This is a genomic window from Streptomyces sp. NPDC007095 (assembly GCF_040634475.1).
Classification (GTDB): Bacteria; Actinomycetota; Actinomycetes; order Streptomycetales; family Streptomycetaceae; genus Streptomyces.
In genome coordinates this window covers 26900-52428 of sequence record NZ_JBEYFS010000009.1, presented here as the reverse complement: position 1 = coordinate 52428, position 25529 = coordinate 26900, and the positions used below count along the sequence as shown (strand labels likewise).

The 25529-nt window shown below is 70.3% G+C and carries 23 protein-coding genes and 2 pseudogenes; 14 read left to right on the top strand and 11 right to left on the bottom strand.

Annotated elements, in window-relative coordinates; all coding sequences use genetic code 11:
* Positions 1–5: 5 nt before the first annotated feature.
* From ABZ656_RS05135 to ABZ656_RS05105, 7 genes are all read left to right on the top strand, one after another.
* On the top strand, positions 6–1040 hold the full coding sequence (locus ABZ656_RS05135) for a zinc-dependent alcohol dehydrogenase family protein (RefSeq protein WP_101407105.1): 1035 nt from the start codon (positions 6–8) through the stop codon (positions 1038–1040).
* Entirely contained in the window at positions 1037–1162 is a 126-nt protein-coding gene (locus ABZ656_RS05130) for a hypothetical protein (protein WP_360264680.1), read from the top strand. The genes ABZ656_RS05135 and ABZ656_RS05130 overlap by 4 nt, the downstream gene beginning before the upstream one ends.
* Positions 1159–2601: an MFS transporter gene (locus ABZ656_RS05125; RefSeq protein WP_360264677.1), complete on the top strand. Its 1443-nt coding sequence runs from the start codon at positions 1159–1161 to the stop codon at positions 2599–2601. The genes ABZ656_RS05130 and ABZ656_RS05125 overlap by 4 nt, the downstream gene beginning before the upstream one ends.
* On the top strand, positions 2601–3485 hold the full coding sequence (locus ABZ656_RS05120; protein WP_360264674.1) for an aldo/keto reductase: 885 nt from the start codon (positions 2601–2603) through the stop codon (positions 3483–3485). The genes ABZ656_RS05125 and ABZ656_RS05120 overlap by 1 nt, the downstream gene beginning before the upstream one ends.
* A gap of 39 nt (positions 3486–3524) precedes the next feature.
* On the top strand, positions 3525–4592 hold the full coding sequence (locus tag ABZ656_RS05115) for an NAD(P)-dependent alcohol dehydrogenase (RefSeq protein ID WP_360264671.1): 1068 nt from the start codon (positions 3525–3527) through the stop codon (positions 4590–4592).
* 216 nt (positions 4593–4808) lie between these two features.
* Entirely contained in the window at positions 4809–5192 is a 384-nt protein-coding gene (locus ABZ656_RS05110) for a nuclear transport factor 2 family protein (RefSeq protein WP_218978365.1), read from the top strand.
* Between the two features lie 25 nt (positions 5193–5217).
* Positions 5218–5346 carry a hypothetical protein gene (locus ABZ656_RS05105; protein WP_360264668.1) on the top strand — a complete coding sequence of 43 codons (129 nt, stop codon included), beginning with the start codon at positions 5218–5220 and terminating at the stop codon, positions 5344–5346.
* Positions 5347–5548: 202 nt separating this feature from the next.
* Here the strand turns inward: ABZ656_RS05105 and ABZ656_RS05100 are convergent, their stop codons facing one another.
* Positions 5549–7951 (bottom strand): glycosyl hydrolase family 65 protein, encoded by a 2403-nt coding sequence (locus ABZ656_RS05100; protein WP_101407101.1) that lies wholly within the window; start codon positions 7949–7951, stop codon positions 5549–5551.
* A 57-nt stretch (positions 7952–8008) separates the two neighbouring features.
* A complete protein-coding gene (locus tag ABZ656_RS05095; RefSeq protein ID WP_101408392.1) occupies positions 8009–8884 on the bottom strand; it encodes a universal stress protein in 876 nt (291 codons plus the stop codon).
* Positions 8885–9104: 220 nt separating this feature from the next.
* On the opposite strand from ABZ656_RS05095, the gene ABZ656_RS05090 reads away from it, so the two are divergent.
* A complete protein-coding gene (locus ABZ656_RS05090; protein ID WP_360264664.1) occupies positions 9105–9782 on the top strand; it encodes a CBS domain-containing protein in 678 nt (225 codons plus the stop codon).
* Positions 9783–9929: 147 nt separating this feature from the next.
* On the opposite strand, the pseudogene ABZ656_RS05085 reads toward ABZ656_RS05090, so the two are convergent.
* Positions 9930–10091, bottom strand: a pseudogene (locus ABZ656_RS05085) (universal stress protein); the annotation flags it as partial.
* Between the two features lie 302 nt (positions 10092–10393).
* Between ABZ656_RS05085 and ABZ656_RS05080 the strand changes: the two are divergent.
* Complete coding sequence (locus ABZ656_RS05080) at positions 10394–12850, top strand: SpoIIE family protein phosphatase (RefSeq protein WP_360264661.1); 2457 nt, start codon at positions 10394–10396, stop codon at positions 12848–12850.
* 188 nt (positions 12851–13038) lie between these two features.
* On the opposite strand, the gene ABZ656_RS05075 is transcribed toward ABZ656_RS05080, so the two are convergent.
* The 7 genes from ABZ656_RS05075 to ABZ656_RS05045 form a co-directional block, all read right to left on the bottom strand.
* Positions 13039–13902 carry a universal stress protein gene (locus ABZ656_RS05075; protein WP_101407098.1) on the bottom strand — a complete coding sequence of 288 codons (864 nt, stop codon included), beginning with the start codon at positions 13900–13902 and terminating at the stop codon, positions 13039–13041.
* Positions 13903–14042: 140 nt separating this feature from the next.
* Positions 14043–14549, bottom strand: coding sequence for a hydrogenase maturation protease (locus tag ABZ656_RS05070; protein WP_101407097.1), 507 nt, complete (start codon positions 14547–14549; stop codon positions 14043–14045).
* Positions 14546–15892, bottom strand: a complete 1347-nt coding sequence (locus ABZ656_RS05065) for a nickel-dependent hydrogenase large subunit (protein ID WP_101407096.1) — start codon at positions 15890–15892, stop codon at positions 14546–14548. Before ABZ656_RS05065 ends, ABZ656_RS05070 begins: the two co-directional genes overlap by 4 nt.
* A complete protein-coding gene (locus tag ABZ656_RS05060) occupies positions 15889–16839 on the bottom strand; it encodes an oxidoreductase (RefSeq protein WP_101407095.1) in 951 nt (316 codons plus the stop codon). The genes ABZ656_RS05065 and ABZ656_RS05060 overlap by 4 nt, the downstream gene beginning before the upstream one ends.
* Position 16840: 1 nt before the next feature.
* Complete coding sequence (locus ABZ656_RS05055; RefSeq protein ID WP_360264656.1) at positions 16841–17659, bottom strand: FAD/NAD(P)-binding protein; 819 nt, start codon at positions 17657–17659, stop codon at positions 16841–16843.
* Positions 17656–18057: a Crp/Fnr family transcriptional regulator gene (locus ABZ656_RS05050; protein ID WP_360264776.1), complete on the bottom strand. Its 402-nt coding sequence runs from the start codon at positions 18055–18057 to the stop codon at positions 17656–17658. Before ABZ656_RS05050 ends, ABZ656_RS05055 begins: the two co-directional genes overlap by 4 nt.
* Before the next feature lie 53 nt (positions 18058–18110).
* On the bottom strand, positions 18111–19286 hold the full coding sequence (locus ABZ656_RS05045; RefSeq protein WP_101407093.1) for a 4Fe-4S dicluster domain-containing protein: 1176 nt from the start codon (positions 19284–19286) through the stop codon (positions 18111–18113).
* Between the two features lie 294 nt (positions 19287–19580).
* Between ABZ656_RS05045 and acsA the strand changes: the two genes are divergently transcribed.
* The 5 genes from acsA to ABZ656_RS05020 all read left to right on the top strand — a co-directional run bounded on the left by acsA (position 19581) and on the right by ABZ656_RS05020 (position 25356).
* Entirely contained in the window at positions 19581–21404 is a 1824-nt protein-coding gene (gene acsA, locus ABZ656_RS05040) for an acetate--CoA ligase (protein ID WP_360264653.1), read from the top strand.
* Positions 21405–21487: 83 nt separating this feature from the next.
* Positions 21488–22426 carry a pyruvate dehydrogenase (acetyl-transferring) E1 component subunit alpha gene (pdhA, locus tag ABZ656_RS05035; RefSeq protein WP_360264774.1) on the top strand — a complete coding sequence of 313 codons (939 nt, stop codon included), beginning with the start codon at positions 21488–21490 and terminating at the stop codon, positions 22424–22426.
* Positions 22423–23496: an alpha-ketoacid dehydrogenase subunit beta gene (locus ABZ656_RS05030; protein WP_360264650.1), complete on the top strand. Its 1074-nt coding sequence runs from the start codon at positions 22423–22425 to the stop codon at positions 23494–23496. Before pdhA ends, ABZ656_RS05030 begins: the two co-directional genes overlap by 4 nt.
* 1 nt (position 23497) lies before the next feature.
* On the top strand, positions 23498–25075 hold the full coding sequence (locus ABZ656_RS05025; protein ID WP_360264647.1) for a dihydrolipoamide acetyltransferase family protein: 1578 nt from the start codon (positions 23498–23500) through the stop codon (positions 25073–25075).
* Positions 25076–25080: 5 nt separating this feature from the next.
* A complete protein-coding gene (locus tag ABZ656_RS05020) occupies positions 25081–25356 on the top strand; it encodes an acyl carrier protein (RefSeq protein WP_101407089.1) in 276 nt (91 codons plus the stop codon).
* 48 nt (positions 25357–25404) lie between these two features.
* On the opposite strand, the pseudogene ABZ656_RS05015 reads toward ABZ656_RS05020, so the two are convergent.
* Positions 25405–25527, bottom strand: a pseudogene (locus ABZ656_RS05015) (alcohol dehydrogenase); the annotation flags it as partial.
* Positions 25528–25529 lie beyond the last annotated feature (2 nt).

Below are 25529 nucleotides of genomic sequence, written 5' to 3'. Positions count from 1 at the left end.
ACACTGTGCGCGCAGCACTCATGTACGCAGCCGGCGACGTCCGCGTCGAGAACGTCGCCGACCCGAGCCTCAAGGAACCCACCGACGCGCTGGTCCGCATCACCACGGCCTGCATCTGCGGCAGCGACCTGCACCCCTACCACTCCATGTCCGCGTCCGACGGCCCGGTCCGCATGGGCCACGAGTTCATCGGCATTGTCGAAGAATCCGGTGGCGACGTCAGCTCGGTGAAGAAGGGCGACCTGGTCATCGCCCCGTTCGCGTACTCGGACGGTTCGTGCGAGTACTGCCGGGCCGGGCTGCAGACCTCCTGCGCGCACGGCGGCTTCTGGGCGAGGAACGGCATCGACGGCGGCCAGGGAGAAGCGGTCCGCGTGCCGCTGGCCGACGGGACCCTGGTCAAGCTCCCGGTCCGCGCCGACGACGCGCTCATCCCCTCCCTGCTCACCCTCTCCGACGTGCTGGGCACCGGCCACCATGCCGCCGTCCGCGGCGGGGTGAGGCAGGGCAGTACCGTCACCGTGATCGGGGACGGCGCCGTCGGCCTGCTCGCCGTGCTCGCTGCCAAGCGGCTCGGCGCCGAGCAGATCGTCGTCATGGGCCGGCACACCGCCCGCACCGACCTCGGCCGCGCGTTCGGTGCCACCGACGTGGTCGCCGAACGCGGCAGTGAAGGTATCGAGAAGGTCCGCGAGCTCACCGGCGGCGGCAGCCCCGTCGTCATCGAAGCGGTCGGACACCGACCGGCCTACGAGCAGGCGTACGGCGTGGTCCGCCCCGGCGGCACCATCAGCCGCGTGGGCGTACCCCAGTACGAGGAGGCCCCGATCGGCTTCGGCAGCCTCTTCGGCCACAACATCACCCTGACCGGAGGCCCCGCCCCGGCCCGCGCCTACATCGACGAGCTCCTCCCCGACGTCCTGGAGGGCCGTATCGAACCCGGCCGGGTCTTCGACCGCACTGTTGATCTCGACGGCACGCCCGAGGGCTACCGGGCCATGGACGCCCGTCAAGCCCTGAAGGTGCTGGTGCGGCCGTGACCAGGCAATCTGACATCAACGAGGTGGCCGGTGCGACGCGCCTTCGTGACGCGTCGTCCACCACCAGGGCGATCACCGGAACCGACGCCGGGACGCTGACGATGGGGCTGGTGACGCGATGACCACCACCGCACAGCGCGCGTCGGCACCTGCGACGGCGCGACCCAACGGGACTCCGGTCCACGCGACGCTGATCCTTACGATCATCTGCGTCAGCTACTTCATGGTGATCCTCGACAATTCGATCGTCTTCACCGGGCTGCCGCAGATCCGCTCCGACATGGGGTTCTCCGAGACCGGCCTGTCCTGGATCACCAACGCCTACGTTTTGGTCTTCGGCGGGCTGCTGCTCCTCGGATCCCGGGCCGGTGACCTGTTCGGACACCGCAGGGTGTTCCTGTTCTCCCTGGTCGTCTTCTCGCTGACCTCGCTTCTGGTGGGCGCCGCGCAGACCCAGTGGTGGCTGATCGGCGCCCGCGCGCTCCAGGGCAGCGGCGCCGCGGTACTGGCCCCCTCCGCGCTGTCCCTTCTGACGCGCAGCTTCGCCGAGGGCCGCGCCCGCAACCGGGCGATGGCCGCCTACAGCGCCGTCGCCGGTCTCGGCGCGGCCCTCGGCCTGGTCGTCGGAGGTCTCGTCGCAGATCTGGTGTCGTGGAGGGCCGGATTCTTCCTCAACGTCCCGGTCGGCATCGTGATGATGGTGCTCGCGGTGCGGTTCCTGCCCGAGACCGAGCGCCGGGGTGGCCGCTTCGACATCGCCGGGGCACTGCTGGCGACCCTGGGCTCCACCGCGCTGGTCCTCGGCATCGTGGACGCCGCCGACTTCGGCTGGACCGCTCCCGCCACCCTGATACCGCTGGTGGCGGGAGCGGTGATGCTCGGGCTGTTCGTCCGGGTGGAGCGGCGGGCCGCGCAGCCGATCATGCCGCTGCGGCTGTTCGCCAGCCGGGAGCGCACCGGCGCCTACCTCGCCCGGATGCTCTACATGGGCGCGATGATGGGGTTCTTCTTCTTCACCGCGCAGTTCGTGCAGAGCGTCTACCACTGGACACCGCTGCAGGCCGGCCTCGCGTTCCTGCCGATGACGCTGGTCAACTTCGTCTTCGCCGTCCAGGTACCGCGGCTGCTGGAGAAGGCCCGCAGGCCCCTCGTGCTCCTCACCGGAGTAGTCCTGACCGCGGCGGGCATGGCGTGGCTCAGCCGCCTCGACCTGCACACCCCTTACCTGACGGGCGTGGCCCTGCCGATGGTGCTCATCGGCGCCGGCCAGGGTCTGACGCTGGCCCCGCTGACCTCCAGCGGTGTCGACGGCGTCGCTCCGGCGGACGCGGGCGCCGGGTCGGGCCTGGTCAACACCGTGCACCAGATCGGCAGCGCGCTGAGCCTGAGCATCCTCACCGCCGTGGCCGCCTCCGTCTCCACCGGCCACACGGCCGCCGACATCGCGGCCCGCTCGGGCGCGGCCCTGACCGGCTCCGCCGTAATGCTAGCGCTGGCGGTCGCGACCGTCCTCGCCCTCATCGTGCCCGCACGGGCCACCCGCAACGAAAGGTCCCTGTGATGCAGACCCTCACCCTCAACAACGGCGTCGAGATGCCCGCCCTCGGACTCGGCGTCTTCCAGACCCCGCCCGACGAGACCAAGGCCGCTGTCAAGGCCGCGCTCGACCTCGGCTACCGGCACATCGACACCGCCGCCGCCTACGGCAACGAACGCGAGGTCGGCCAGGCGATCCGCGACTCCGGAGTGCCGCGCGATGAGATCTTCATCGAGACGAAGATCTGGATCAGCGACTACGGCTACGACGAGACCCTGCACGGCTTCGAGAAGAGCGCCGCAAAGCTCGGGGTCGAACAGATCGACCTGCTGATCCTGCACCAGGCCCTGCCGTCCGACTTCGACAAGACCCTCGCCGCCTACCGCGCCTTGGAAAAGCTCCTGGCCGACGGCAAGGTGCGAGCCATCGGTGTCAGCAACTTCATGGTCGACCACCTGACCACGCTGCTGGACGCCACCTCCGTCGTCCCGGCGGTCAACCAGCTGGAGATCCACCCCCACTTCCAGCAGCGCGCCGTGCTCGAATTCGACGACCAGCACAACATCCTCAACCAGGCGTGGTCCCCGATCGGAGGGATCACCTTCTACCCGGGCTACGGCGAGGACCGCAAGAGCGTCCTTGAGGACCCGGCCGTCACCCGCATCGCCGAGGCGCACGGCAAGAGCCCCGCCCAGGTCCTGCTGCGCTGGGGGCTCCAACAGGGCCGCTCGGTCATCCCCAAGTCCACCAAGCGCACCCGCATCGCCGAGAACATCGACGTCTTCGACTTCGAGCTCACCGCAGACGAGCTCACCGCCCTGGACGCGTTGGAGACCGGTCGGCGCGGCGGCCCCGAACCCGAGAACGTCACCCTGGCCGCCTACGGCCGCGCCATCCCCGAAGCCTGACCCGCCCCCCTCAGCACAACTACGCTCGAAGGATTCACCGTGTCCACCACCGTCAATGCGTTCGGCGCCCACGACGTGCGTCAGCCGCTCGTTCCCCTCACCATCGAGCGTCGCGACGTCGGCCCGCACGACGTCAAGCTCGACATCCTGTACTGCGGCATCTGCCACTCCGACATGAACTTCGTCGGCGGCGAGTTCGGCCCGTTGCCGGTCAGCCCGCTCGTCCCCGGCCACGAGATCGTCGGACGGGTCACCGAGACCGGATCCGAGGTCACCCGCCACCAGGTCGGAGACCTCGTCGGCATCGGCTGCATGGTCAACTCCTGCCGCGAGTGCGTGAACTGCCGGGCCGGGCAGGAGCAGTACTGCCTCAACGGCCACACCCTGGTCTTCGGCAGCCCCGACCCGGCCGAGCCCGGCGCCCACACCCAGGGCGGCTACTCGGAGGCGATCGTCGCACCCGAGGACTTCGTCGTCCGCGTTCCCGACACCCTCGACCCGGCCGCCGCAGCGCCGCTGCTGTGCGCGGGCATCACCGTCTACGCGCCGCTCAAGCGCTACGGCGCCGCGCCGGGCACCAAGGTCGCAGTCGTCGGCCTCGGCGGACTGGGCCACCTCGGCGTCAAGATGGCCAAGGCCATGGGCGCCGAGGTCACCGTCCTCTCGCAGTCCGACCGCAAGCGCGACGCCGCCGCAGCCCTCGGCGCCGACCACTACGCCGTCACCGGCGACGGGTCCGCCTTCACCGACCTGGCCAACACCTTCGACATCATCCTCAACACCGTCAGCGCACCGGTGGCGCTCAAGGACTACCTGGGCATGCTGCGCCTGCACGGCACCATGGTCAGCGTCGGCGTGACCACACAGCCGATGCCGCTGGATGTCTTCCCCCTGTTGCAGAACGGCCGCGCCTACGCGGGGTCGCTGTTCGGCGGCATCGCCGAGACGCAGGAGATGCTCGACTTCGCCGCCGAACATGGTGTGACCGCCGAGATCGAGCTGATCGGTGCCCACGACATCAACACCGCCTACGAGCGGATCCTCGCCTCCGATGTTCGCTACCGATTCGTGGTCGACGGTGCGACCTTCGCCGAGCTGAAGGCCTGACGCACCAACGAGAACTTCGACGTCTTCGACTTCACCCTCACGCCGGACGAGGTGGCGGCCATCGACGCCCTCGACACCGGGTTGTGCAGCGGCCCCGACCCGGAGGTCATCCGCCGTGGTGGAACGCGTAACCGCGGCGGAGAGTACGTCGATGAACCACTTGATACGGCCACCTCACGTACAAGGCCGACAACCCCCACAACGGCAGGAGCCCCCGTGCCCACACCACCCGACCAGAGAGCCCGTGATCGGGTCATCGAGGCCTACCGTGCCCACCTGCAAGCGATGGCCGACGGCGACACCGACACTCTGGACGACCTGCTCGACGACGGCTTCACCCTCACTCACATCACCGGGTACGAACAGCCGAAGGCTGAATGGCTGTCACAGATGCGAGCCGGAAGGTTCGTCTACCACTCGGTCAACGAGAAGAGCGTGACCGTCGATGTCGAGGGAGGCGCTGCCCGCCTCGTCGGCCGGATCGTCACCGATGCGACTGTCTATGGCGCGCACGCGGCCTGGCCACTGCAACTGACCATGGACTACGCCCGCGAGAACGACACCTGGACCGCCCTCCGCTCAGTGGCCACGACCTGGTGATCCACCCGGCGTTTGTTGGAGCTCCTTGCCCGTTCGCCTCGCCGAAGATCTGAAGCGCCTGCTCGATGTCGGCGATGCGGCGGGTGGAGAAATCCTCCAGCATGAACTGTGTGTCGTCGTCGCCGAGGAACCTCTCGAAGAGGTTGACGAATGATGTCTTGCCGCTGTTGTTGCGCGCCACGACGAGCGTGGTCTGCTGATCAATCCACACATCCGCCTTGTCCAGGGCACGGAAACGGAGTCGCGCCCGCCCCCGGGAGCCTGCTCGTACCAGCCGGTGGTCGGACAGCGGGCTCAGCCACGTGCCGAGCGTTGCCGTGGGGATCGATACCGTCCCCTCTCGGCGCCCGCACGGATCAACTCTCCGCCAGTACGAGCGTGCAAGTCTCCCCGGGCGCGATGGTCACGGCGCGGTCGGCCAGCACCACGCGGATCGGTTTCTCCTCCGAGTCGGGCACACCGATCTCCAACTGGCCGCCGTGACGGCGTAGGCCGACACCCCAGTGACCGCGGTAGCGCAGCGAGAACCCGTACTCGGAGAGCGCGGGAAGAGGCACCGGGTCCAGCCACAGAGCGTCCTCGCGCGTCTCCAGTCCCGTCAGGCCGCGCTGGACCAGGTCGAGGGTCCCGGCCATGGCCCCGAGATGGATGCCTTCACCGGTCGTTCCGCCCTGGATATCGGCTATGTCCGCTTCGAGGGCCTCCTGGACGTACTGCCATGCCTCGGCTCGTCTGGCCCTGGCGAGGACCAGGCCGTGGACGAGTCCGCTGAGAGTGGAGCCGTGGCTGGTGCGCCGCAGGTAGTAGTCGACGGTTCTGCGCCAGACCTCGCCGTCCAGGTCGTACCCGAGACGCAGGAACAGCTGCCGCAGCTCGGTGGGCGAGAAGAGGTAGTCGAGCATGAGGACATCGGCTTGCTTGGACGCTTTGTAGCGATTGACCGTGTCGCCCTCGGCCTCGAGGATCCGGTCCAGCCGCCGGATGCTGCCGTAGCGCGTGCGGTAGGCGTCCCAGTCGAGCTCGGCGAGGTCGTCGTAGCCCTCGAACTGGCTGATGACGCCCTGGTGGAAGGGCACCCGCAACCGACGTGAGATCTCGTCCCACTTCAGGAGCTCGCTGCCATCCAGCCTGACGCGTTCGAACAGTTCCTCGCGGCGCCACGCGGGAAGGCGCCGCAGCAGGTCCAAGGTGCGGGTGAGGACCCAGGCGGCGGTCACGTTGGTGTACGCGTTGTCGTCCAGCCCCGGCAGGGCGGCACCCGGGTAGCTGTCGTGGTACTCGTCGGGGCCGACGACCCCGCGTATCCGGTAGCGTCCGAGGCCGGGGTCGAAGACGGCGAGGTCCGCCCAGAAGCGGGCGATCTGCAGTAGCATCTCCGCGCCCTTGGTGTGCAGGTACTCCGTGTCGCCGGTGGCCTCGCAGTACTGCCACACGTTGTAAGCGATCGCCGAGCCCACGTGGTGCTGGAGTCGGGAGTGGTCGGGCAGCCAGTGCCCCGAGTGGGGGTTGAGATGCCACTCTTGGGTCTCCTCGCGGCCGTCACTGCCGCTCTGCCAGGGGTACATCGCCCCGGCCCGGCCGATCGCGGCTGCTGCCCGGCAGGCCCGCGGGAGGCGCCGGTAGCGGTAGTTCAGCAACCCGAGGGAGACCTCCGGGAAGTGCAGGTTGAGATACGGCAGGACGAAGAGCTCGTCCCAGAAGACATGACCGCGATACGCCTCGCCATGCAGCCCCCGCGCGGGGACGCCCACGTCCAGGTCCGCGGTGTGTGGTGACAGCGTCTGCAGGACATGGAAGAGGTGGAAGCGCAGGATGCGACCGGCTTCGCCGGGTACCTGGATGTCCGCGCGCCGCCACAACCGCTCCCACGCGGCGACATGAGAGTCCAGCAGGCCGGGAAAGTCCGCCGCTGTGGACAGCCGGTCGACTGCTTCGGCGAGCGGGTCGCTGATTGCGGTGTCCCGCGAGGTGTGCAGCGCCACGGTCTTCACCACAGTGACGGGTTGACGGGGAGCGATCGGGACCACGAGGCGGTGGACGGCGCTGTGGCGGCCCGGACGAAGCTCCGATGAGACCGGGGCCAGGTCGGCTACGACCGTCGTTCGGGCAGCCATGGCGACGGCGATGTCCGACGTGCTGGTCCGGCAGCTCAGCCAGACCGTGTGGGGCTCCTCTGCCCCGGTCCGCACATGGGTCACATGGCGGCGATTGAGGGCGCGGTAACGGTGCACATTGCCGTTGATCACCTCTCCGTCGAGACAGGACTCGATCTCGACCTCTCCCGACCAGTCCTCGGCCGTGAAGACCGTCCGCAGCACGGCCAGGTGAGGATCCCCCATGTGCACCAGGCGGGTCTGCTCGAGGCCGAGCACGCCTGCCTCGTCGCCCCGGTGGCGGAAGGCACGAGTGAGCGTGGCGCGGTGCAGATCCAGGGTGTGCCGGTGATCCAGGAGGCCGTGTGTGTCCGGGGAGAACCACGGGCCCCACGATCCCTCGGCGTGGCGCAGACGGAACCGGAGTAGCAGCCAGTTGGGGAGGTTGACCAGGTCCTCGTTTACTGCTTGCCGCCCCGCCACGGTCGACTCAAGGCGGTTGTAGCACCCGGCTGCGTAGGTTCCCGGGTAGTGGACCAGGCCCGCCCGGCACTCGGGCACCGCGCCCCGCGTGGCGAAGTAGCCGTTTCCGAGCGTGCACAGCGATTCACGCAACCGTTCGGCGGCAGGGTCGTAGCCCGTCCACTCCCATGTCCACTCCGACATCCGTCGCCCTCATCTCTCCTCCGGGGCCGCTGCAGGCCCAAGCCCGCAGGCCGGGCCTCAGACCGGCTGGGGGACGACGGCGACCGGGCACTCAGAGTGGTGCAGCAGGGCGTGGGCGGTCCTGCCGAGCTGCAGCCCGATGTGGCCGTGCCGGCGCACAGCGCCGACGACGATCAGGTCGGCCTGGACGGATGCCTCCAACAGGACGCGGTGCGCGGGGCCTTCGACCGGCTGGCGACGGACATCGACCTGGGGGTGTTCCCGCATGGCCTCGCGTAGTGCGTCGTCGAGGCCGGTCGAGGCCCGTTCCTCGCGCAACCGGGCGGCGTCGTCCGCGATCAGCATGTGGTCCACGGGCTCGTGGGACGGACTGCGCCAGGCCCGTACGGCCGTCAGGGCGCAGCCGCGCACCTCGGCCTCGCGGACGGCGAACCGCACGGCGCCCTCGCCGCCGCCCGGGTCCCCGACCCCCACCACGATCCGGTCACAGGCTCCCCGGAGGTTCCGCTCCGCGCCACGGACCACGATGACCGGGCAGGCGGCGCGCGCCGCCACTGCGAGGCTGACCGACCCCAGGAGCAGCCCGGCCATCTCGCCACGCCCACGAGAGCCGGTGACCAGAGCGAACGCCTCGGGACCCGCACGCAACAGCACGGAAACGGCATCGTCGGGGAGTACCTCGCCCGACGCCTTCACCTCGGGATTGCGCAGCCGGGCTCGTTCCACGCAGGAAGCGATGATGTGCTGCGCCATGACCTTCTCAGCAGGACGGTCAGTGCTGAAGGACGGTTGGGCTCCTTCGTAACGTTCCCAGAGGGAGGCGTACACAAGACGCAGCGGCAGCCTGTGCCGAGCCGCTTCGTCCACCGTCCAGTCGACTGCAAGCAGACTGGAGTCCGATCCGTCGACGCCCACGACCAGCGGGAGTTCCATCGCCGTCACCGCCTTCTACGTCCGGCTGCCGAAAGGCCCACCTGTGAATACCGTCGCACCGTCCGAGAGCCGCCGCGACATACCAGCCGGGGCCCGGAGCGGGCAGGCAGTCTTGGGCCGGATTGCGGCACGCCGGGCGGCGGCAATGCTGGAGGCATACGGCCGAACCAACCCTCCGCCTCGCCCTTCCCCTCCGCCTCGCCCTTCAAGGACTCAGGACATGTCTGATGCTCCGCACATCGTGAGCGATGTGATGACCCTGCCGGTGGTGGCCGTCGGGCGCGACGCGCGGTTCCAGGACATCGTGCGGGCCATGGAGCAGCGGCAGGTCAGTGCCGTGCCGGTCGTGGAGGGCGAGGGGCGGGTGGTCGGCGTCGTCTCCGAGGCCGACCTGCTGCCCAAGGAGGAGTTCCGGGAATGCGGACTCACCCGCCATGGTCGGATTCGTCGCCGGTCCGCCCTGGCCAAGGCTGAGGCGCTGACCGCTGAGGAGCTCGTGAGCACGCCCGCTGCCACGATCGGCCCCGACGTCACCTTGGCCCAGGCAGCCCAGATCATGGCCAAGAAGCACGTCAAGCGACTGCCCGTGGTCGATGACGAGGACAGGCTTTGCGGCATCGTCAGCCGAGGCGACCTGTTGAAGGTCTTCCTGCGCTCGGACGAGGACATCGAGGAGGAAGTCCGCCGCACCGTGGTGTCCTACCTGTTTCCCACCGTCAGTCACGCCATCCACGTGTCCGTGCGGGACGGGGTCGTCACACTCCGCGGACGCGTCCACGACACCTCGCTCATCTGGGTGGCCGAGCGCCTCGTCCGCGCTCTGGAAGGCGTGGTGGGCGTCGAGTCCCGGCTCAGCGGCGAGGATGCCGCCCCGAGTGGACTCGAGAGCACGCAGTGAGTAGCGGCTCCTGTGCCGCTGGTGGATCACCGGGTACAGCCCGCCGAGCTCGCTGTCGATGCTGAGTTGCCGATCGACCGCCCGCTCGCGAGCAGCGCCTGGCCAGCGGAGCCGAGCAGCAGCCGGGATTCCGGGTGCCAGCTTTCGTGGACCACGGCGACCCAGCCCCGGCAGCTCCCACACGGCGACCGCGTGCACGGTGCCGCCCACAAGGCCCGCGTAGCGAACGGCCCATCGCAGGGCGTCGTGCGAGGACGTCGACCCGTCGACACCGGACACGATCTTCGGCTCGGAGACATCCGTGTCCATCTGTCCCGCCTCTCCTGCGGCTCTCAGCCGCCCGACCGGTCGTCCCTTCGCCTCCACGCTCTGCGAGCCATCACCGCACCGCGAGAGATGCTCCTCCGGGCACATGACGGACGGCGCTGCGGTAGCTTTCGTGACGCGCTGCCCAGCCGGGTTCGGAACATCCGCACATCGTGCCGGGACTCGAGATGCCGAGCGGCCCGGTCGCCTGCCACCCTGAAGGAGTGACATCGGCCCGGCATGGTCCCGGTGGGGCGGTGCCTACCGGGCGGACGCCGCGGACTCCGGGGGACTGGAGGGCTGCCATGACCGCTTCAGGGAAGGGGGCGGGCGGTGACGCACTGACAACATCGCAGGCCAGGGTCCTCTTGGACGCCGACGGGGTGATCATCGAGTGGAGCGGGGAAGCCGAGGCGTTGCTCGGTCACCGGCGCGAGGAGATGGTGGGCCGACCGCTGTCGCCGCTCCTCGTCCGGCCGGAGCCGGACGAGGAGGAAGGCGTTCCGCAGGCGCCGCCGGTCAGCGGCGGCTGCCGGGTGCGCCTGCGGGACCGGTCCGGTCTGCCGGTGGACGTCGAGTGGTGGATGTGGCCGCACATCAGCCCCAAGGGCCCGGTGACCTGGGCGGTGTTCCTCGCTGCCACGCGCGGTGCAGATCCGGGTGACTTCGACCGGGCGGTGCTGGATGCATTGCTGACCGAGTCACCGATGGGACTGCACGTCCTCGACACCGAACTGCGTCTGGTGCGGTTCAACACCGCCTCGCCAGGAATGCGCGACGTGCGTGCCGAGGACGTCATCGGGAGACCGGCGCGCGAGGTCGCGCCCACCGTGGTGACCGACACCGTCGAGCATTTGCTGCGGCACGTCCTGAGGACGGGCGAGCCAGTCATCGACTTCGTCCAGCCAGGGTATCCGCCCGCCGATCCACAGGGAGAACACCTGTTCTCCCTGTCGGCGTTCCGGCTGCGCAATCGCGCAGGAGAGCCTCTTGGTGTGGCGAGCCTGGCCATTGATGTCACGGAGCGCTACCGGTACCGATCGCGCCTCGAGCTCCTCAATGACGCCAGCATGCGCATCGGCACCAGCCTGGACCTCGCCCGTACCGCGGAGGAGTTGGCCGAGACAGTGGTGGGACGCGTGGCCGACGCCGTCAGCGTGGACGTGCTCGACTCCGTCTACCGGGGCGAGGCGCCCGAGCCCGGACCGGTGCCCGCCGAGGTCACGTTCCGGCGCACCGCGTTCCGCGTGATCGAGGCCTCCGGCCTGCGGCCCGCTTACGCCATCGGCGAGAAGGCCTCCTACGGCTTCCCGACACCGCTCACCCAATGCCTGGCCGATCTGCGGCCCCGCCTGATCCCGAAGGTCAACGACGACGACACATGGCTGGCGCACGATCCGCTCCGGGCGGACCGCATGCGCGCCGCGCGGGTGCACTCGATGATGGTCGTGCCGCTGGCCGCCCGCGGCGTCGTGCTCGGGGTGGCCAGCTTCTACCGCTCCGTGACGCCCGAGCCCTTCGACGAGGACGACCTGACCATCGTCGGCGAACTAGCCGCGCACACTGCACTGGGTCTGGACAACGCCCGCCGTTACACACGCGAGCACACTGCCGCCCTCGTCTTGCAGAACAGCCTGCTGCCAGGCCGACTGCCCGACCAGAATGCCGTCGAGGCGGCTTTCAGCTACCTTCCGGGGCACGCCGGCGGCCCGTGGCACGACGTCCCGTGGTACGACGTCATCCCGCTGTCCGGCGCACGGATCGCACTCGTGGTCGGGGATGTGGCGGGCCACGGCATGCGTGCCGTGGCCACCATGGGCCGGCTGCGCGCCGCGACTCAAAGCCTGGCCGCCCTGGACCTGACCCCCGACGAGGTGCTGGCGCACCTGGACGACCTGATGGTCCGGCTCGCCGAGGAGGGCCGTCTGGCCGCCGCCAACGACCCACTGGACGTTCAGCCCACCACCGCCACCTGCGCCTACGCGGTCTACGACCCCGTGAGCCGGCATCTCGTCGTGGCCCGCGCCGGGCATCCCACCCCGCTCCACGCCCACCCCGACGGGCACGTGGCGTCGGCCGACGCACCCGCCGGACCGCCGCTGGGCGGCGACGGGCTGCCCTTCGAGACCTGGGATACACGCCTGCCGGAAGGGACTCTGATCGCCCTCTACACCGAGGGACTGGTCCGCCGGTCATCGGACGAGGACGGAGGCGTCGCGCGGTTGCGGTGCGTCCTGGGCCAGCAACATGCGTGCATGCGGGAGGCGTGCGACGCGGTGATCTACTCGCAGTTGTCCGGACGAGCCGCGGAGGACGTCGTGCTCCTCCTCGCCCGGACCTGTGTCCTCAACGACGACCAAGTCGCTTCCTGGACCTTCCCCAGCGATCCCGCGATCGTGGCCACCGCCCGCACCCTGGCCGACCGCCAGCTGACCAGTTGGGGGCTGTCCGAGCTCGCCTTCACCACGGAGTTGATCGTCAGCGAGCTGGTCACCAACGCCATCCGGTACGCCCCGGGCACCATCCAGGTACGGCTTGTCCGGGACCGCGCACTGATCTGCGAGGTCACCGACGGCAGCAGCGCCGCCCCTCACCTGCGCCACCCGCGGACCACCGACGAGGGCGGCCGCGGGCTCCTGCTCGTCGCCCAGCTCACCGACCGCTGGGGCACCCGCCACACCCGCCGCGGTAAGACCATCTGGACCGAACAACCGCTGCCCACGCATCCGGACGGCACCGTGCCTGTCGCCCCGGACATCTGATCACCGGGTTTCGACCGGCAGGCCGGGCAGCCGGCCTCGGAGGCGCTGCACCGGGCGTCCGTCGCGGCGCCGACGTCGTACACCGTGCCTATCGAGTTGTCGGCCGGTGCGGCCACGTGCCATCTGCGGGAGCCGCTGGGGCGCCCGGCGCCGGCCGTCACGGACGGCGCGCGTGCCCGCCTGGGAGGTCACGGCCTCTGCGGCACGACCGCGACCGGGCACTGGGCGTGGTGCAGAAGTGTGTGACCGACGCATCCGAGCTGGAGTCCGAAGTGGCCTGTCCTGGGCCGGGCCCCGACGACCACGAGGTCAGCGGCTGCCGATCGGTCCACGAGGATCTTGCCGGCCGCCCCCTCGATCGTCGCACGGTGCGTCCGTACCCGGGGATGCTCGGCGTTCGCTTCCGCGAGCACGGCGTCGAGCCGCGCGGAGGCCTCCTCCTCGGGAGTGTTCGCCGCTTCCTCCGGAGGACGACTCCGGTGGGCGGGACTGCGCCAGGCCCGCACCACGTCCAGGATGCAACCGCGCACCTCGGCCTCGCGGAAGGCGAACCGCACGGTCTCGGCGGTGGTGTCGGCGTCCCCCAGGCCAAGCAGTATCCGCTCATGCGTTCCGGCCATGCCCGCCCGATCGCCGCGGACCACAATCACCGGACAACGAGCCCTGCCCGCCACGGCCAGACCGACTGACCCGAGAAGCATTCCTTTGAACTGACCGCGACCGCGCGACCCCGTCACCAGCGCGGACGCACCATCACCCTCGCGCACGAGGGCGGCTGCGGCCTCCTCCGTGAGGATGTCGGTGGTGACCTTCACGTCAGGGTTGCGCCGCTCGGCGCGCTCCGCCCCGGAAGCCACGATGTGCTCCGCCAGCACCTGCTCGGAGGGGCGCGCCAGACCGATGGACGGCAGGGCACCCTCGTATCGCTCCCAGAGGGAGGCGTAGACGAGCCTGAGGGGAACACCGTGGCGGACTGCCTCGTCCACGGCCCAGTCGAGGGCAAGCAGACTCGAGTCCGATCCGTCGATGCCTACAACCAGAGGGAGTGTCATCGTCCCCACCGCCTTCCTTGGGGCTTGCAGCGCATGGGACCGACTTCACCGTTGCACCCTCTCTCGCCGGGGCACGAGGGGCCCTTAGGCCCCTTCCGGGGGCCATAGGTCCATGGCTCGTCCATCCGCGCCACGGCCGCTCACGGCAGAGGCGCACCGCCAGACGTCTGCGGCTGGTGGTTCCCTTCGGGGGCCTGGAGTACGGAGGCGGAGGTGCGGTCGATCAATTCGGGGAGGGCCGAGCGCACCGGGTCGCTCAGTCCCGTGCCGAGTTCGACATCGGCCACCTCAACGGCGTGCACGACGACCTTCCGCGGGAGCAGGTCGAGGGCTTCCGCCAGAGCGAGGCATTCCCCCAGCCCCAGGGCGTGCGTGCTCGCCGTACCAGTCCCGTGGCCGGCCGCCTCCGTCGCTGTCAGGGTGTGCAGCTCGCCCGGCCTGGCCGGACGCAGGCGGAGGGCTTCCACGACGACCACGGTGTCCGCTCCGCGCCACAGTTCGAGCATCCGGCCGGGTTCGCCGTCGCTGACCGCCAGCACGATGTCGTCGGGGACCCTGCCTCGCAAGGCCTCCACCACCGCCGGACCCGCCCCGTCGTCCCCGCGGAGGGGGTTGCCCACGCCGATCACCACGACCCGGCCGGTCATGCGCGTTCCACGGTCAGATCGAGGAAGTGGGCGGCGCAGGAGATGCAGGGGTCGTGATTGCGGATGGCCCGCTCGCACAAGCGAATGAGCTCCTCGTCGTCGGCCGCGGCGCCGGGCCGGTCCAGGCGTGCCTGGACGGCCCGGCGTACGTCCTCCTCGATGGCCGTCTGGTTCTGTGCCGTGGGCGGGATGATGCGGGCTGCGGTGAGCGTGCCGTCCTCGGCAAGGGCGTAGCGGTGGTACAGCAGCCCGCGGGGTGCCTCGGTCGCTCCGGCGCCCACCGCGTTCCGCGGAAGGACGTCGAGAGCCGACCGCGACGGTTGTTCGTAGCCCTCGATGATCCTCAGGGCTTCCTCGACGGCCTGCACCACCTCCACGGCGCGTACCACGATGCTTCGGAAGGGGTTGTCGCAGATGTCCCCGGCCACGGGGTCGCCCAGCCCGGCGTCCCTGGCGGCTTCGGCCGCAACCGGGTGGAGCCACCGGCCGTTGATCGCGTAGCGGGCCAGGGGGCCGGTCAGGTAGCGGCGGCCGTCGAGCGCGGCGGTCAGAGCGGTGCTGTGCGGCACCTGCTCTTCGTGAACGTGCTGTTCGAGGTCGGACACGGGGAACTCGCGCAGCGCAGGGGTTCGGCCGTGGGCGGTGATGGCCGTTGGTGTGCCGGAGTCGATGGCGTAGCGGCCCGGGTCGCGCAGTGCGAGCAGGTCGTGATCGCTTGCCGCGTCGGGGAAGTCGAACGCCGCCACCCAGCGGACGGTTTCCAGTGCGTCGTCGCGGGCCTGCCGCAACCGTTCGGCCAACGGACGGAGTTCCTCGGGCGCCGGTGTGCGGTAGAAGCCGCCGACGCGGACGTTGACCGGATGGATGGGGCGTCCGCCCAGTTGTTCGAGGATCGCGTTGCCGGTCTGTTTGATCCGCAGGCCGCGCTCGACGGCCGCCCGCTGGTCGCGGGCGAGTTCGACGGCATCGGCCCGGCCGAGGAAGTCGGGGGCGTGCAGCAGGTAGATGTGCAGGGTGTGGCTTTCGATCCATTCGCCGCAGTACAGCAGTCGGCGCAGCTGCGCGAGAGGCCCGTCCACGGTGACACCGCAGGCGTTCTCGATCGCCTGGCAGGCGCTCATCTGGTAGGCGACCGGGCAGATTCCGCAGATGCGGGCGGTGATGTCCGGTGGCTCGGTGTGGCCCCGGCCGATCAGGAAGGCCTCGAAGAACCGGGGTGGTTCGTAGATACGCAGCCGCGCCTCGGTGACCGTCTCCTCCTGTACGCGCAGGTGCAGGGCGGCTTCGCCTTCCACCCGGGCCAGTGCGTCCAGCCGCAGGACGCGGGTTCCGCGATGGCTCATGCGGGCCTTTCCGGGTCGGTTTCTGTTCCTGCCCGAGGGGTGTCCTGCTCCTCGGCGGCGAGATCGGCTACGGGGGCATATTCCGGCGACGCGGCGTTGAAGGTGCGGAAGACACGCAGGATGTCCGCCTCGCTCATTCCGTCGCGGCGCAGCTGCGCGACCATGGAGCGCAGGTTGGGCCGCTCGGACGGTCCGAAGCAGCCGTAGCACCCGCGTCCGTAGGCGGGGCAGATGGCACCGCACCCGGCATGGGTGACCGGGCCCAGACAGGGGGTGCCGTGGGCCACCGTGACGCAGGTGGTGCCGCGCCTCTTGCACTCGAAGCAGACGCTGTGGCTGGGGATCTGGGGTTTGCGTCCGGACAGGTGGGCGGTGATGACTTCGAGAAGCTGGCGGCGGTCGATGGGGCAGCCCCGGAGTTCGAACTCGACCGGTACGTGTGCCGAGATCGGGGTCGAGGTCTCCAGGGTGGCGATGTAGTCCGGGCGGGCATAGACCGCCGCGCGGAATGCATCGACGTCTCCGAAGTTGCGCAGTGCCTGGATGCCGCCCGCGGTGGCGCAGGCTCCGATGGTCACCATGCGCCGGGAGATGCGCCGGATGTGTTGGATCCGCTCGGCGTCCTCGGCCGTGGTGATCGAGCCCTCGACCAGGGAGAGGTCGTACGGACCACGTCCGGACAGCTCCGCGCGCCCCCCGCCGGGGCCCTCGGTGGCGGACATCTCCAGGAAGTGCTCGATGCGTACCTGCTCGGTGAGGCCGAGCAGTTCGTCCTCGCAGTCGAGCAGGGTCAGCTGGCAGCCGTCGCAGGACGCGAACTTCCACACGGCGAGCGTGGGCCGGGGGTCCGGGTTCGCTCGTCGGCGGGCGGCGTGTCCCAGATCGGTGTCCGCCGCTCGGGCGGTGGACCGTCCTGGGACGCCGGCCGGTCCTCGGTCGGTTTCCATCTCACAACTCCCGTACGGACAGCAGGCGTTCCACGCGGTCGTAGCCGACCACAGGTCCGTCACGGCACAGCAGCAGCGGGCCGAGCTGGCAGTGGCCGCAGTGGCCGGAGGCGCAGCGCATGTTGCGTTCCAGCGACACCTGAACGCGGTGCGCGGCGAGGCCTCGGCCCATCAGGGCTCGCGCGGTGTGGCGCATCATCACCTCGGGCCCGCACACCAGCGCGTGGGTCCGGTCCGGCCGGAGTGCCAACGCGTCGAGGAGGGTGGTGACGACCCCCACCGAGCCTTGCCAGCCCGGGCCGGGGCGGTCGACGGTCACCCCCACCTCGGCCCTGCCGCGCCAGCTTTCGATGTCCTCCAGGTAGATCAGATCGTCAGGGGTACGGGTTCCCACCAGGATCCCCAGCCGACCGTAGGCGGCCGGCCGGCCCAGGACCGCGTGCACCACCGGTCGCAGTGGCGCGAGCCCGATGCCGCCTGCGATCACCAGCACGTCCTGGCCGACCGCAGCGTCCAGGTCCCAGCGGGTGCCGAACGGCCCGCGCAGCCCGACGGTGTCTCCCGGACACAGGTCGTACAGGGCGGTCGAGACCGCCCCCACCGCGCGTACGGTGTGCACGAGGCCCCCGTGCGAGCCGCGCAGGGCGCTGACCGAGACCGGCACCTCACCGACCCCGAACGCGTAGATCATCGCGAACTGGCCCGGTGAGAAGGGCGGGAGTTCCCTGTCGGCAGGAACCAGTTCCACCGAGCGGGTGTCGGCAGTCTCCGCCCGGGTTTCGGCGACCCGGTACGGCAGCGGCGGCGTCACGGTGCTCATGGCGAGCCGCTTCCGTGGGGTGCGTACAGGTCCAGCAGCCTGATGCGGGTGGCCTGCAGGCGCTCGGCAACCACCTCGGTGAAGCGGCGCATCAGGGCGTAGCCGAGTTCTGGGTCGGCGGCGCAGAGGGCGAGGACGTCGGTGGCGGGGAACTCCGTGGCTTCCACCGCGGTCACCGCTCGTGCACCGAGGTGCCAGCGGTACGGCGGGCAGATCCACGACCAGCCCAGTAGTTGGCCCGGACCGAGCGTTTCCACCAGGGTCTCCGGTTGCCTGCCGGGAACGCAGATGTCGAGGGCGACCCTGCCGCCGCGCAGCAGCCAGAAGCGGTCGGCTTCTGCACCCTCGTCGAACAGGCGCGCGTCGGCCGGGAACACCACGTCGAGCCCGAGGGCCATCAGCCGCTCGCGCTGTGCGAGTGGCAGGAAGTCCAGGGGCGGCGGCAGCTCGGTCACGGTGCCTGCCCCGATGCCTCGGACCGCGTCCAGTCGTGCAGAGCGGCGGCCTCCTCGGTGATGTCGATGCCCACCGGGCACCACACGATGCAGCGGCCGCAGCCCACACAGCCGGAGGAGCCGAACTGGTCGTACCACGTGCCGAGTTTGTGGGTCATCCACTGCCGGTAGCGACTGCGCGGGGACGTCCGGACGGGGCCGCCGTGCAACTGGGAGAAGTCCAGGTCGAAGCAGGAGTCCCACAGCCGCCACCGCTCCGCGTGGTCACCGGTGAGGTCGGTGACGTCCTCGGTGGTGGTGCAGAAGCAGGTGGGACACACCATGGTGCAGTTGCCGCACGTCAGGCAGCGCCCGGCAACGTCGTCCCAGCGGGGGGCGTCGAGCGTGCCGGCCATCAGCTCCCGCAGGTCGGCCTCGGGCATGGTCCGTCCCATCCGGTCCGCGGCGGCGGCGACGCCCGCGCGGGCCGCCTCACGGGTGGCGGGGTCGGCCGGGCGGACGGGCAGTTCCGCCAGGATCTCGTCGCCTTCCCGGCTACCGCCGCGGATCCAGAAGCGGTGGCCGTCGTCATCGACCACCTCGGTGATCACCAGGTCACAGCCGGGAGGGGCCGCGGGGCCCGTGCCCATCGAGACACAGAAGCAGGTGCCGCCGGGCTCCGTGCACTCGACCGCGATGAGCAGCGCTCCTGCGCGCCGCCCCTGGTAGACGGGGTCGCGGTGGGTCCCTCCGGTGAGTACCCGGTCCTGGATGGCGATGGCCCGTGCGTCGCAGGGACGCACCCCGAGGAAGGCGTACCGCGGTGCCGGGGGTTCCTCGGCCGTGAACACGATCTCCTCGCTCACCCGGTCGGCACGCCACTGCCGCACCTTCGCCGGATGCAGGAACTGCTTCCACGACTGGGGGCCCGCCGCGTTCGCGAAGGCGGCACCGTCGGCCCGCTCCCGCAGCCGGTACCGCCCGGCTTCAAGTTCCACACCCCACCCGTACGGCAGCTCGTCGGCCGACTCCAGCTCGGCCAGCACGATCGCACCGTCCCGCACGGTGGGCCCGATCACGGTGAAACCGCGCCCGGTCAACACCTCCACCAGCGCGACCATGCCCTCCTTCCCCATATTCGACCCGCCGGACGCAGGTGGGGAGCAGGCGTTCACGTCGGGGACCGTAGTCATGGCCGTTCTCCTTCAGCACCGCGTCTGGCAAGTGGGACATCACGGGTGCCTCACACAGTCCACGAACCCAGGATTTCTGGTCCGGCACCACTCGGGTAGGGCCATGCGGGCCATGGGCCGGGGGCCGTTCGTCTTCGCCCACTCGATCGGCCCGGCTCACTCTGCTGCATCCGCGGCCGGAGGGCCGGAGCGGTCGTCATAGGGCTCGACGGCCACGCACCAGGGCCGTTCGGCCCAGTGCGTACCGGACGGCGCGGACAGATGGTCGAAGAGGGCTCGCAGAAAGGGGCCGCTATGCGGTGGGAAACGATCCGGAAGGCTACTCCGCCTCGCGTCGAGCCCAATCTGGGCGACTACGAGAAGGTGCGCGCGAGCTTCACCTGGTCGCAGGCGCGCGCCAACCTGCAGGGGCTGCCCGGCGGGCGGGGTCTGAACATCGCGCACGAGGCCGTGGACCGGCATGCGGCGTCGGACCGCGCCGCGGCGGTCGCGCTGCGCTGTGTCGGGCGGGACGATTCCGTGACCTGTGTGACGTACGGGGAGCTGGCCCGTTCCGCGTCACGCTTCGCCAACGTGCTCCGGACCCTCGGCATCGGTCACGGCGACCGGGTGGTGACGCTGTTGGGCCGTTGCCCCGAGCTGTACACCGTGGTCCTGGGCACGCTCAAGAACACCAGCGTCCTGTGCCCACTGTTCTCCGCCTTCGGGCCGGATCCGGTCGCCCAGCGAGTGACGCTGAGCGATTCCCAGGTACTGGTCACCACGGCGGATCTGTATCGCAGGAAGGTCGCCGGGCAACGCGAGAGACTCGCCGCCCTGCGCCACGTGCTGATCGTCGGCGAGGGCGCGGATGAGCTGCCCGGCACCGCTTCCCTCGCCGCGCTGATGACCGGGGCGGCCGACACCTTCACCATTCCGCCGACCTCGCCCCACGACATGGCCCTGCTGCACTTCACAAGCGGTACGACAGGCACCCCCAAAGGCGCCGTGCATGTGCACGAGGCGGCCGTCGCCCACTACGTGACCGCGCTGTACGCCCTGGACCTCCACGAGGACGATGTGTTCTGGTGCACGGCCGATCCGGGCTGGGTCACCGGTATGTCCTACGGAATCGTCGCGCCGCTCATGCACGGTGTCACGGTCGTGGTGGACGCGGGCGACTACGACGCCCGCCGCTGGTACCGGATCCTCGCCGACCAGCGAGTCAGTGTCTGGTACACGGCGCCGACGGCGCTGCGGATGCTGATGCGGACGACGCCGCGGTCGGGACCGTACGATCTGCCCCGCTCGTTCGACCTCAGCGCATTGCGGTTCATCGCATCGGTCGGTGAGCCGCTCAATCCGGAGGCCGTGGTCTGGGGAAAGGACGTCCTCGGGCTGCCGGTGCACGACAACTGGTGGCAGACCGAGACCGGCGCCATCATGATCGCGAACTTCGCCGCCTGTGAGATCCGGCCTGGGTCGATGGGGCGTCCGCTGCCCGGCGTGGAGGCGGCGGTGCTGCGGCGCGGCGAGGACGGCCGGGCGGAGAGGATTGAAGGCCGCGTCACCGTGCTGGAGGAGCCCGGCGTGGAGGGCGAGCTGGCACTCCGGCCCGGCTGGCCGTCCATGTTCCGCGGCTATCTGCACGACGATCAACGCACCGCGGGGGCCTTCGCAGACGGCTGGTACCTCACCGGTGACCTGGTACGACGCGACGCGGACGGCTGGTTCTGGTTCGTCGGGCGCGCCGACGACGTCATCAAGTCGGCAGGTCACCTCATCGGGCCGTTCGAGGTCGAGAGCGTGCTGATGGAGCATCCGGCGGTCGCCGAGGCCGGGGTGATCGGCCGGCCCGATCCCGTCGCCGGGAACATCGTGAAGGCGTTCGTCACGTTGCGGCCGGGCTTCGACGCGACCGCTCGAACCCGGCAGGAGCTGCTGGCATTCGCCAGGCGCCGGCTCGGCCCGGCCGTGGCACCACGCGAGATCGCCTTCGACCAGCACCTGCCCCACACCCGCAGTGGAAAGGTGATGCGCCGCCTGCTGCGAGCGCGTGAACTGGGCCTGCCCGAAGGCGACATCTCCACTTTGGAGAAGGACACCTCCCCGCAGGAGATGACGGAGGCGCCTTCATGAGCACCACCCGCACCCCACGCAAACCCCGGCCCCCAGCCCGGTCGAACCGTCAGGCCGCGCACCGCCTGGCCCTGCTGGAGTCGATGCTGCGCGTCCGCCGGTTCGAGGAACGCTGCGTGGAGCTGTACAGCGCGGCGCGCATCCGCGGTTTCATGCACCTCTACATCGGTGAGGAAGCCGTGGCCGTCGGCGTCAACGAGGCCCTCACAGACGACGACGCGGTCGTGTCGACGTACCGCGAACACGGCCATGCGCTCGCCCGCGGGGTTCCGCCCGAGGCGATCATGGCGGAGATGTTCGGCAAGGTCACCGGCTGCAGCCATGGCCGTGGCGGCTCCATGCACCTCTTCGACGTCGGCCGCCGCTTCTACGGCGGCAACGCGATCGTCGGCGGCGGGCTGCCCCTCGCGGCCGGCCTCGCCCTCTCCGACCGTATGACCGGCCGCAACCGGGTGACCTGTTGCTTCTTCGGCGATGGCGCCTTCGCCGAGGGCGAGTTCCACGAGACGGCCAACCTCGCCGCGCTCTGGGAACTGCCCCTGCTGCTGGTCTGTGAAAACAACCTGTACGCGATGGGCACGGCCCTGGCCCGCCACCAGGCCCAGACCGACCTCGCGCTGCGTGCCGCCGCGTACGGCATGGTCTCGTGGGCCGTCGACGGCATGGACGTCCTCGCGGTCGAGGACGCTGCCCGGCGGGCCGCCGAAGGAGTGCGCGCCGGAACAGGTCCGCACTTCCTGGAGATGCGCACCTACCGCTTCCGCGCCCACTCCATGTACGACCCCGACCGTTACCGCGACAAGGCCGAGATCGAACACTGGAGGGAGCGCGACCCGGTCGAAGGGCTCGCCCGGCGGATGCGGGAAGCGAAGGAGCTGACGGACAAGGCCCGCACCGCCATGGAGGACCGTCTGTCAGCCGAGCTCGACGACGCCGTCGAAGCCGCCGACCAGGCTCCCGAAGAGCCCCTCGAAGATCTGCTCAAGTACGTCACCAGCCCGGTGGAGGCGAGCCGGCCATGACAGCGACCCATACCCGTACCACCGGACCCCCCGCGACCTCCGACCAGAAGACGACTTATCGCGAGGCGATGCGCGAAGCCCTGCGCGAGGCGCTGCGCACCGACGAGCGGGTGTTTCTGATGGGTGAGGACGTGGGCCGGTACGGCGGCTGCTTCGGCGTCAGCCTCGGTCTGCTGGAGGAGTTCGGACCGGAACGGATCCGCGACGCCCCGTTGTCGGAGTCCGCCTTCGTCGGCGCAGGCATCGGCGCGGCCCTGGCGGGGATGCGGCCGATCGTCGAGATCATGACGGTCAACTTCAGCCTGCTGGCCCTGGACCAGATCCTCAACAACGCGGCGACCTTGCTGCACATGTCGGGCGGCCAGCTGCCGGTCCCGATCGTCATCAGGATGACCACGGGCGCCGGACGGCAGCTGGCCGCCCAGCACTCGCACAGCCTGGAGGGCTGGTACGCGCACATCCCGGGCCTGCGCGTGCTGGCCCCGGCGACGATCACGGACGCCCGCCACATGCTCGCCCCGGCACTGGCCGACCCCGACCCCGTGCTGATCTTCGAGCACGGCAGCCTGTACAACGTCTCCGGTGAACTGCCCACCGTGACGGGCCTGGTCGACATCGAACACGCCGCCGTTCGCCGACCCGGCACCGACGTCTCGGTGATCACCTACGGCGGCTCGCTGCCCAAGGCACTGGCTGCCGCCGACGACCTGGCGAGGGTTGGCATCAGTGCGGAGGTCGTGGACCTGCGCACCCTGCGCCCCCTGGACGACGCCACCATCGGCGAGTCGGTCGCGCGCACGCACCGCGCCGTCGTCGTCGACGAAGGCTGGCGCACCGGCAGTCTCGCCGCGGAGATCTCCGCGCGCCTCACCGAACAGCACTTCTACGACCTCGACGCCCCCATCGAACGGGTGTGCAGCGCCGAAGTGCCCATGCCCTACGCGCGCCGACTGGAGGAGGCCGCGCTGCCGCAACCCGCCGGAATCGTCAAGGCCGCACGCCGCGCGGTCGGCGAGTCCGTGCCGGCCAGTGCGGACGAACCGGGTGCGGTCGCCGGGGGGTCGAGCTGAAATGGCCGACTTCACCATGCCCTCGCTCGGTGCGGACATGGACGAGGGCCTGTTGCAGGAGTGGCTCGTGGGTCCGGGGGACCGGGTGCACAAGGGCGACGTCATCGCCGTCGTGGAAACCGACAAGGCGGCCATCGAGGTCGAGTGCTTCCAGTCCGGCACCGTGGGACGGCTGCTGGTCCAGCCGGGGACCCGGGTGCCGGTGGGAACACCACTCGCGATGATCGAAAGCGAGGGCACGCCCAGCGTGCGTGCGGGCGCTCCTGAGGAGTCGGCGAGGGCCCGCGTGGAGGCGAGCTCCCCAGCGGGCGTCGAGCCGGACGTCGAGGCTGTGCCGCGGGAGACGATCCGGATCCCTGCGCGCACGGAGGCCGAGCAGGAACCGACCGCGCAGCCCGAACGCCCCACACCCCGGCGGAAGGAGATCCGCGAGTCGAAGCCCGGCCAAGAGCCCGTGGGCGCGGGATCCCGGAACAAGCCTGCCAGCCGGTCCGCGCGCACATCGGGCAGCCCCACACAACCACCGCCGAACCTGTACGCCGAGGCCGCATCGGCCATCGGGGCGGGACCGCTGGTGCGGCACCTCGCGCTACGGCGGGGCATCGATCTGACCGCTGTGCACGGCACCGGACGCGGCGGACGGATCACCCGTGCTGACGTGGAGCGCGCTTCGCCCTCCTCCGTGCCAAGAGTACGGGCCACCCCGTACGCCCGGCGGCTCGCCCAGGACCTCGGCATCGACCTGACGGCTGTCGGGGGCACCGGGGACGGCGGAGCCGTCAGTGCGGCGGACGTGCACACGGCTGTGCGTGCACGCACCGCACGGCACGAACCGGAGCGGCCGACTGAGCGCCGGCGGGACGGCGAGGAGCACAGGCACGCGGCTGTGCCGACCGACAGCCGCACGGAACACCGTACGGACGCCATGCGCCGTGCCATCGCCGACCTCATGAGCCGCTCCAAGCGGGAGATCCCCCACTACTACCTGTCCACCACGATCGACTTCACGGCCGCCGAGGACTGGCTGCGCCGGTTCAACCGCGGCCGTCCGCCCACCGACCGCCTCGTTCCCGCGGCCCTCCTGCTGAAGGCGGCTGCCGCAGCAGCACGTGAGGTGCCGAGCCTCAACGGCTACTGGCAGGACGACGAGTTCGTGCCCGGCTCCGCGGTCAACCTGGGTGTCGCGGTGTCGCTCCGTCAGGGCGGACTGCTCGCGCCGGTCATCCACGGCGCCGACACATTGCCACCCGATGCCCTCATGACCAGCCTCAAGGGCCTGGTCGAGCGCGCCCGCCGGGGACGGCTGCGCGGAAGCGAGATGTCCGGCGCGACCCTGACCGTCACCAGTCTGGGCGACCAGGGCGTGGAGACCGTGTTCGGTGTCATCCATCCGCCCCAGGTGGCCATGGTCGGCTTCGGCGCGGTCGTCGAGCGGCCCTGGGCCACGGGCGGCATGCTCGGTGTGCGTCCGGTGGTGACCGTGACCCTGGCGGCCGACCACCGGGCCACCGACGGTGCCGTAGGGGCGCGCTACCTGACGGCGGTCGGCCGACTGCTGCAGAAACCGGAGGAGTTGTGAGTCAGATGAAGCCCCTGGACGACGCGGAAGCCCTGTCGGTGATCAAGGAGTCGATCACCCGGATCATCCCTGACGCGGACTTCACACTGGTCGAACCGGACGACAAGTTCCGTGACGTGCTCGAACTCGATTCACTCGACTTCCTCAGCCTGGTGGAACTGTTGTCCGAGCGTACGGGAATCCGTATCGATGAGGAGGACTACCCCGAACTGACCACGCTGTCCGACACGACACGGTTCCTGGTCGACAGGTCGAAGAACAGGACCAGCCCGGCGTCGTGAGCCCCGGCACCGGGCAGACCTGTTCGAACTCCTGTCGATCGGGCGGGTTCACTCGCGGCGCAGCACGACTTTGAGGGCTCCCGTGGTGGTGCCGCGTGCGAACACCTCGTAAGCCTCTTCCATCCGGTCGAGACCGAAGGTGTGGGTGACCCGCGCAGAGACGGGCAGGCGTC

What these genes read in the sequence shown, in the direction of transcription:
- ABZ656_RS05125 (WP_360264677.1), top strand. Translation starts at nt 1,159, where the DNA reads ATGACCACCACCGCACAGCGCGCGTCGGCACCTGCGACGGCGCGACCC.
- ABZ656_RS05120 (WP_360264674.1), top strand. Translation starts at nt 2,601, where the DNA reads ATGCAGACCCTCACCCTCAACAACGGCGTCGAGATGCCCGCCCTCGGA.
- ABZ656_RS05100 (WP_101407101.1), bottom strand. Translation starts at nt 7,951, where the DNA reads ATGTCGGAGTGGACATGGGAGTGGACGGGCTACGACCCTGCCGCCGAA.
- ABZ656_RS05095 (WP_101408392.1), bottom strand. Translation starts at nt 8,884, where the DNA reads ATGGAACTCCCGCTGGTCGTGGGCGTCGACGGATCGGACTCCAGTCTG.
- ABZ656_RS05090 (WP_360264664.1), top strand. Translation starts at nt 9,105, where the DNA reads ATGTCTGATGCTCCGCACATCGTGAGCGATGTGATGACCCTGCCGGTG.
- ABZ656_RS05080 (WP_360264661.1), top strand. Translation starts at nt 10,394, where the DNA reads ATGACCGCTTCAGGGAAGGGGGCGGGCGGTGACGCACTGACAACATCG.
- ABZ656_RS05075 (WP_101407098.1), bottom strand. Translation starts at nt 13,902, where the DNA reads ATGACACTCCCTCTGGTTGTAGGCATCGACGGATCGGACTCGAGTCTG.
- ABZ656_RS05070 (WP_101407097.1), bottom strand. Translation starts at nt 14,549, where the DNA reads ATGACCGGCCGGGTCGTGGTGATCGGCGTGGGCAACCCCCTCCGCGGG.
- ABZ656_RS05065 (WP_101407096.1), bottom strand. Translation starts at nt 15,892, where the DNA reads ATGAGCCATCGCGGAACCCGCGTCCTGCGGCTGGACGCACTGGCCCGG.
- ABZ656_RS05060 (WP_101407095.1), bottom strand. Translation starts at nt 16,839, where the DNA reads ATGGAAACCGACCGAGGACCGGCCGGCGTCCCAGGACGGTCCACCGCC.
- ABZ656_RS05055 (WP_360264656.1), bottom strand. Translation starts at nt 17,659, where the DNA reads ATGAGCACCGTGACGCCGCCGCTGCCGTACCGGGTCGCCGAAACCCGG.
- ABZ656_RS05050 (WP_360264776.1), bottom strand. Translation starts at nt 18,057, where the DNA reads ATGGCCCTCGGGCTCGACGTGGTGTTCCCGGCCGACGCGCGCCTGTTC.
- ABZ656_RS05045 (WP_101407093.1), bottom strand. Translation starts at nt 19,286, where the DNA reads ATGACTACGGTCCCCGACGTGAACGCCTGCTCCCCACCTGCGTCCGGC.
- acsA (WP_360264653.1), top strand. Translation starts at nt 19,581, where the DNA reads ATGCGGTGGGAAACGATCCGGAAGGCTACTCCGCCTCGCGTCGAGCCC.
- pdhA (WP_360264774.1), top strand. Translation starts at nt 21,488, where the DNA reads ATGCTGCGCGTCCGCCGGTTCGAGGAACGCTGCGTGGAGCTGTACAGC.
- ABZ656_RS05030 (WP_360264650.1), top strand. Translation starts at nt 22,423, where the DNA reads ATGACAGCGACCCATACCCGTACCACCGGACCCCCCGCGACCTCCGAC.
- ABZ656_RS05025 (WP_360264647.1), top strand. Translation starts at nt 23,498, where the DNA reads ATGGCCGACTTCACCATGCCCTCGCTCGGTGCGGACATGGACGAGGGC.
- ABZ656_RS05020 (WP_101407089.1), top strand. Translation starts at nt 25,081, where the DNA reads ATGAAGCCCCTGGACGACGCGGAAGCCCTGTCGGTGATCAAGGAGTCG.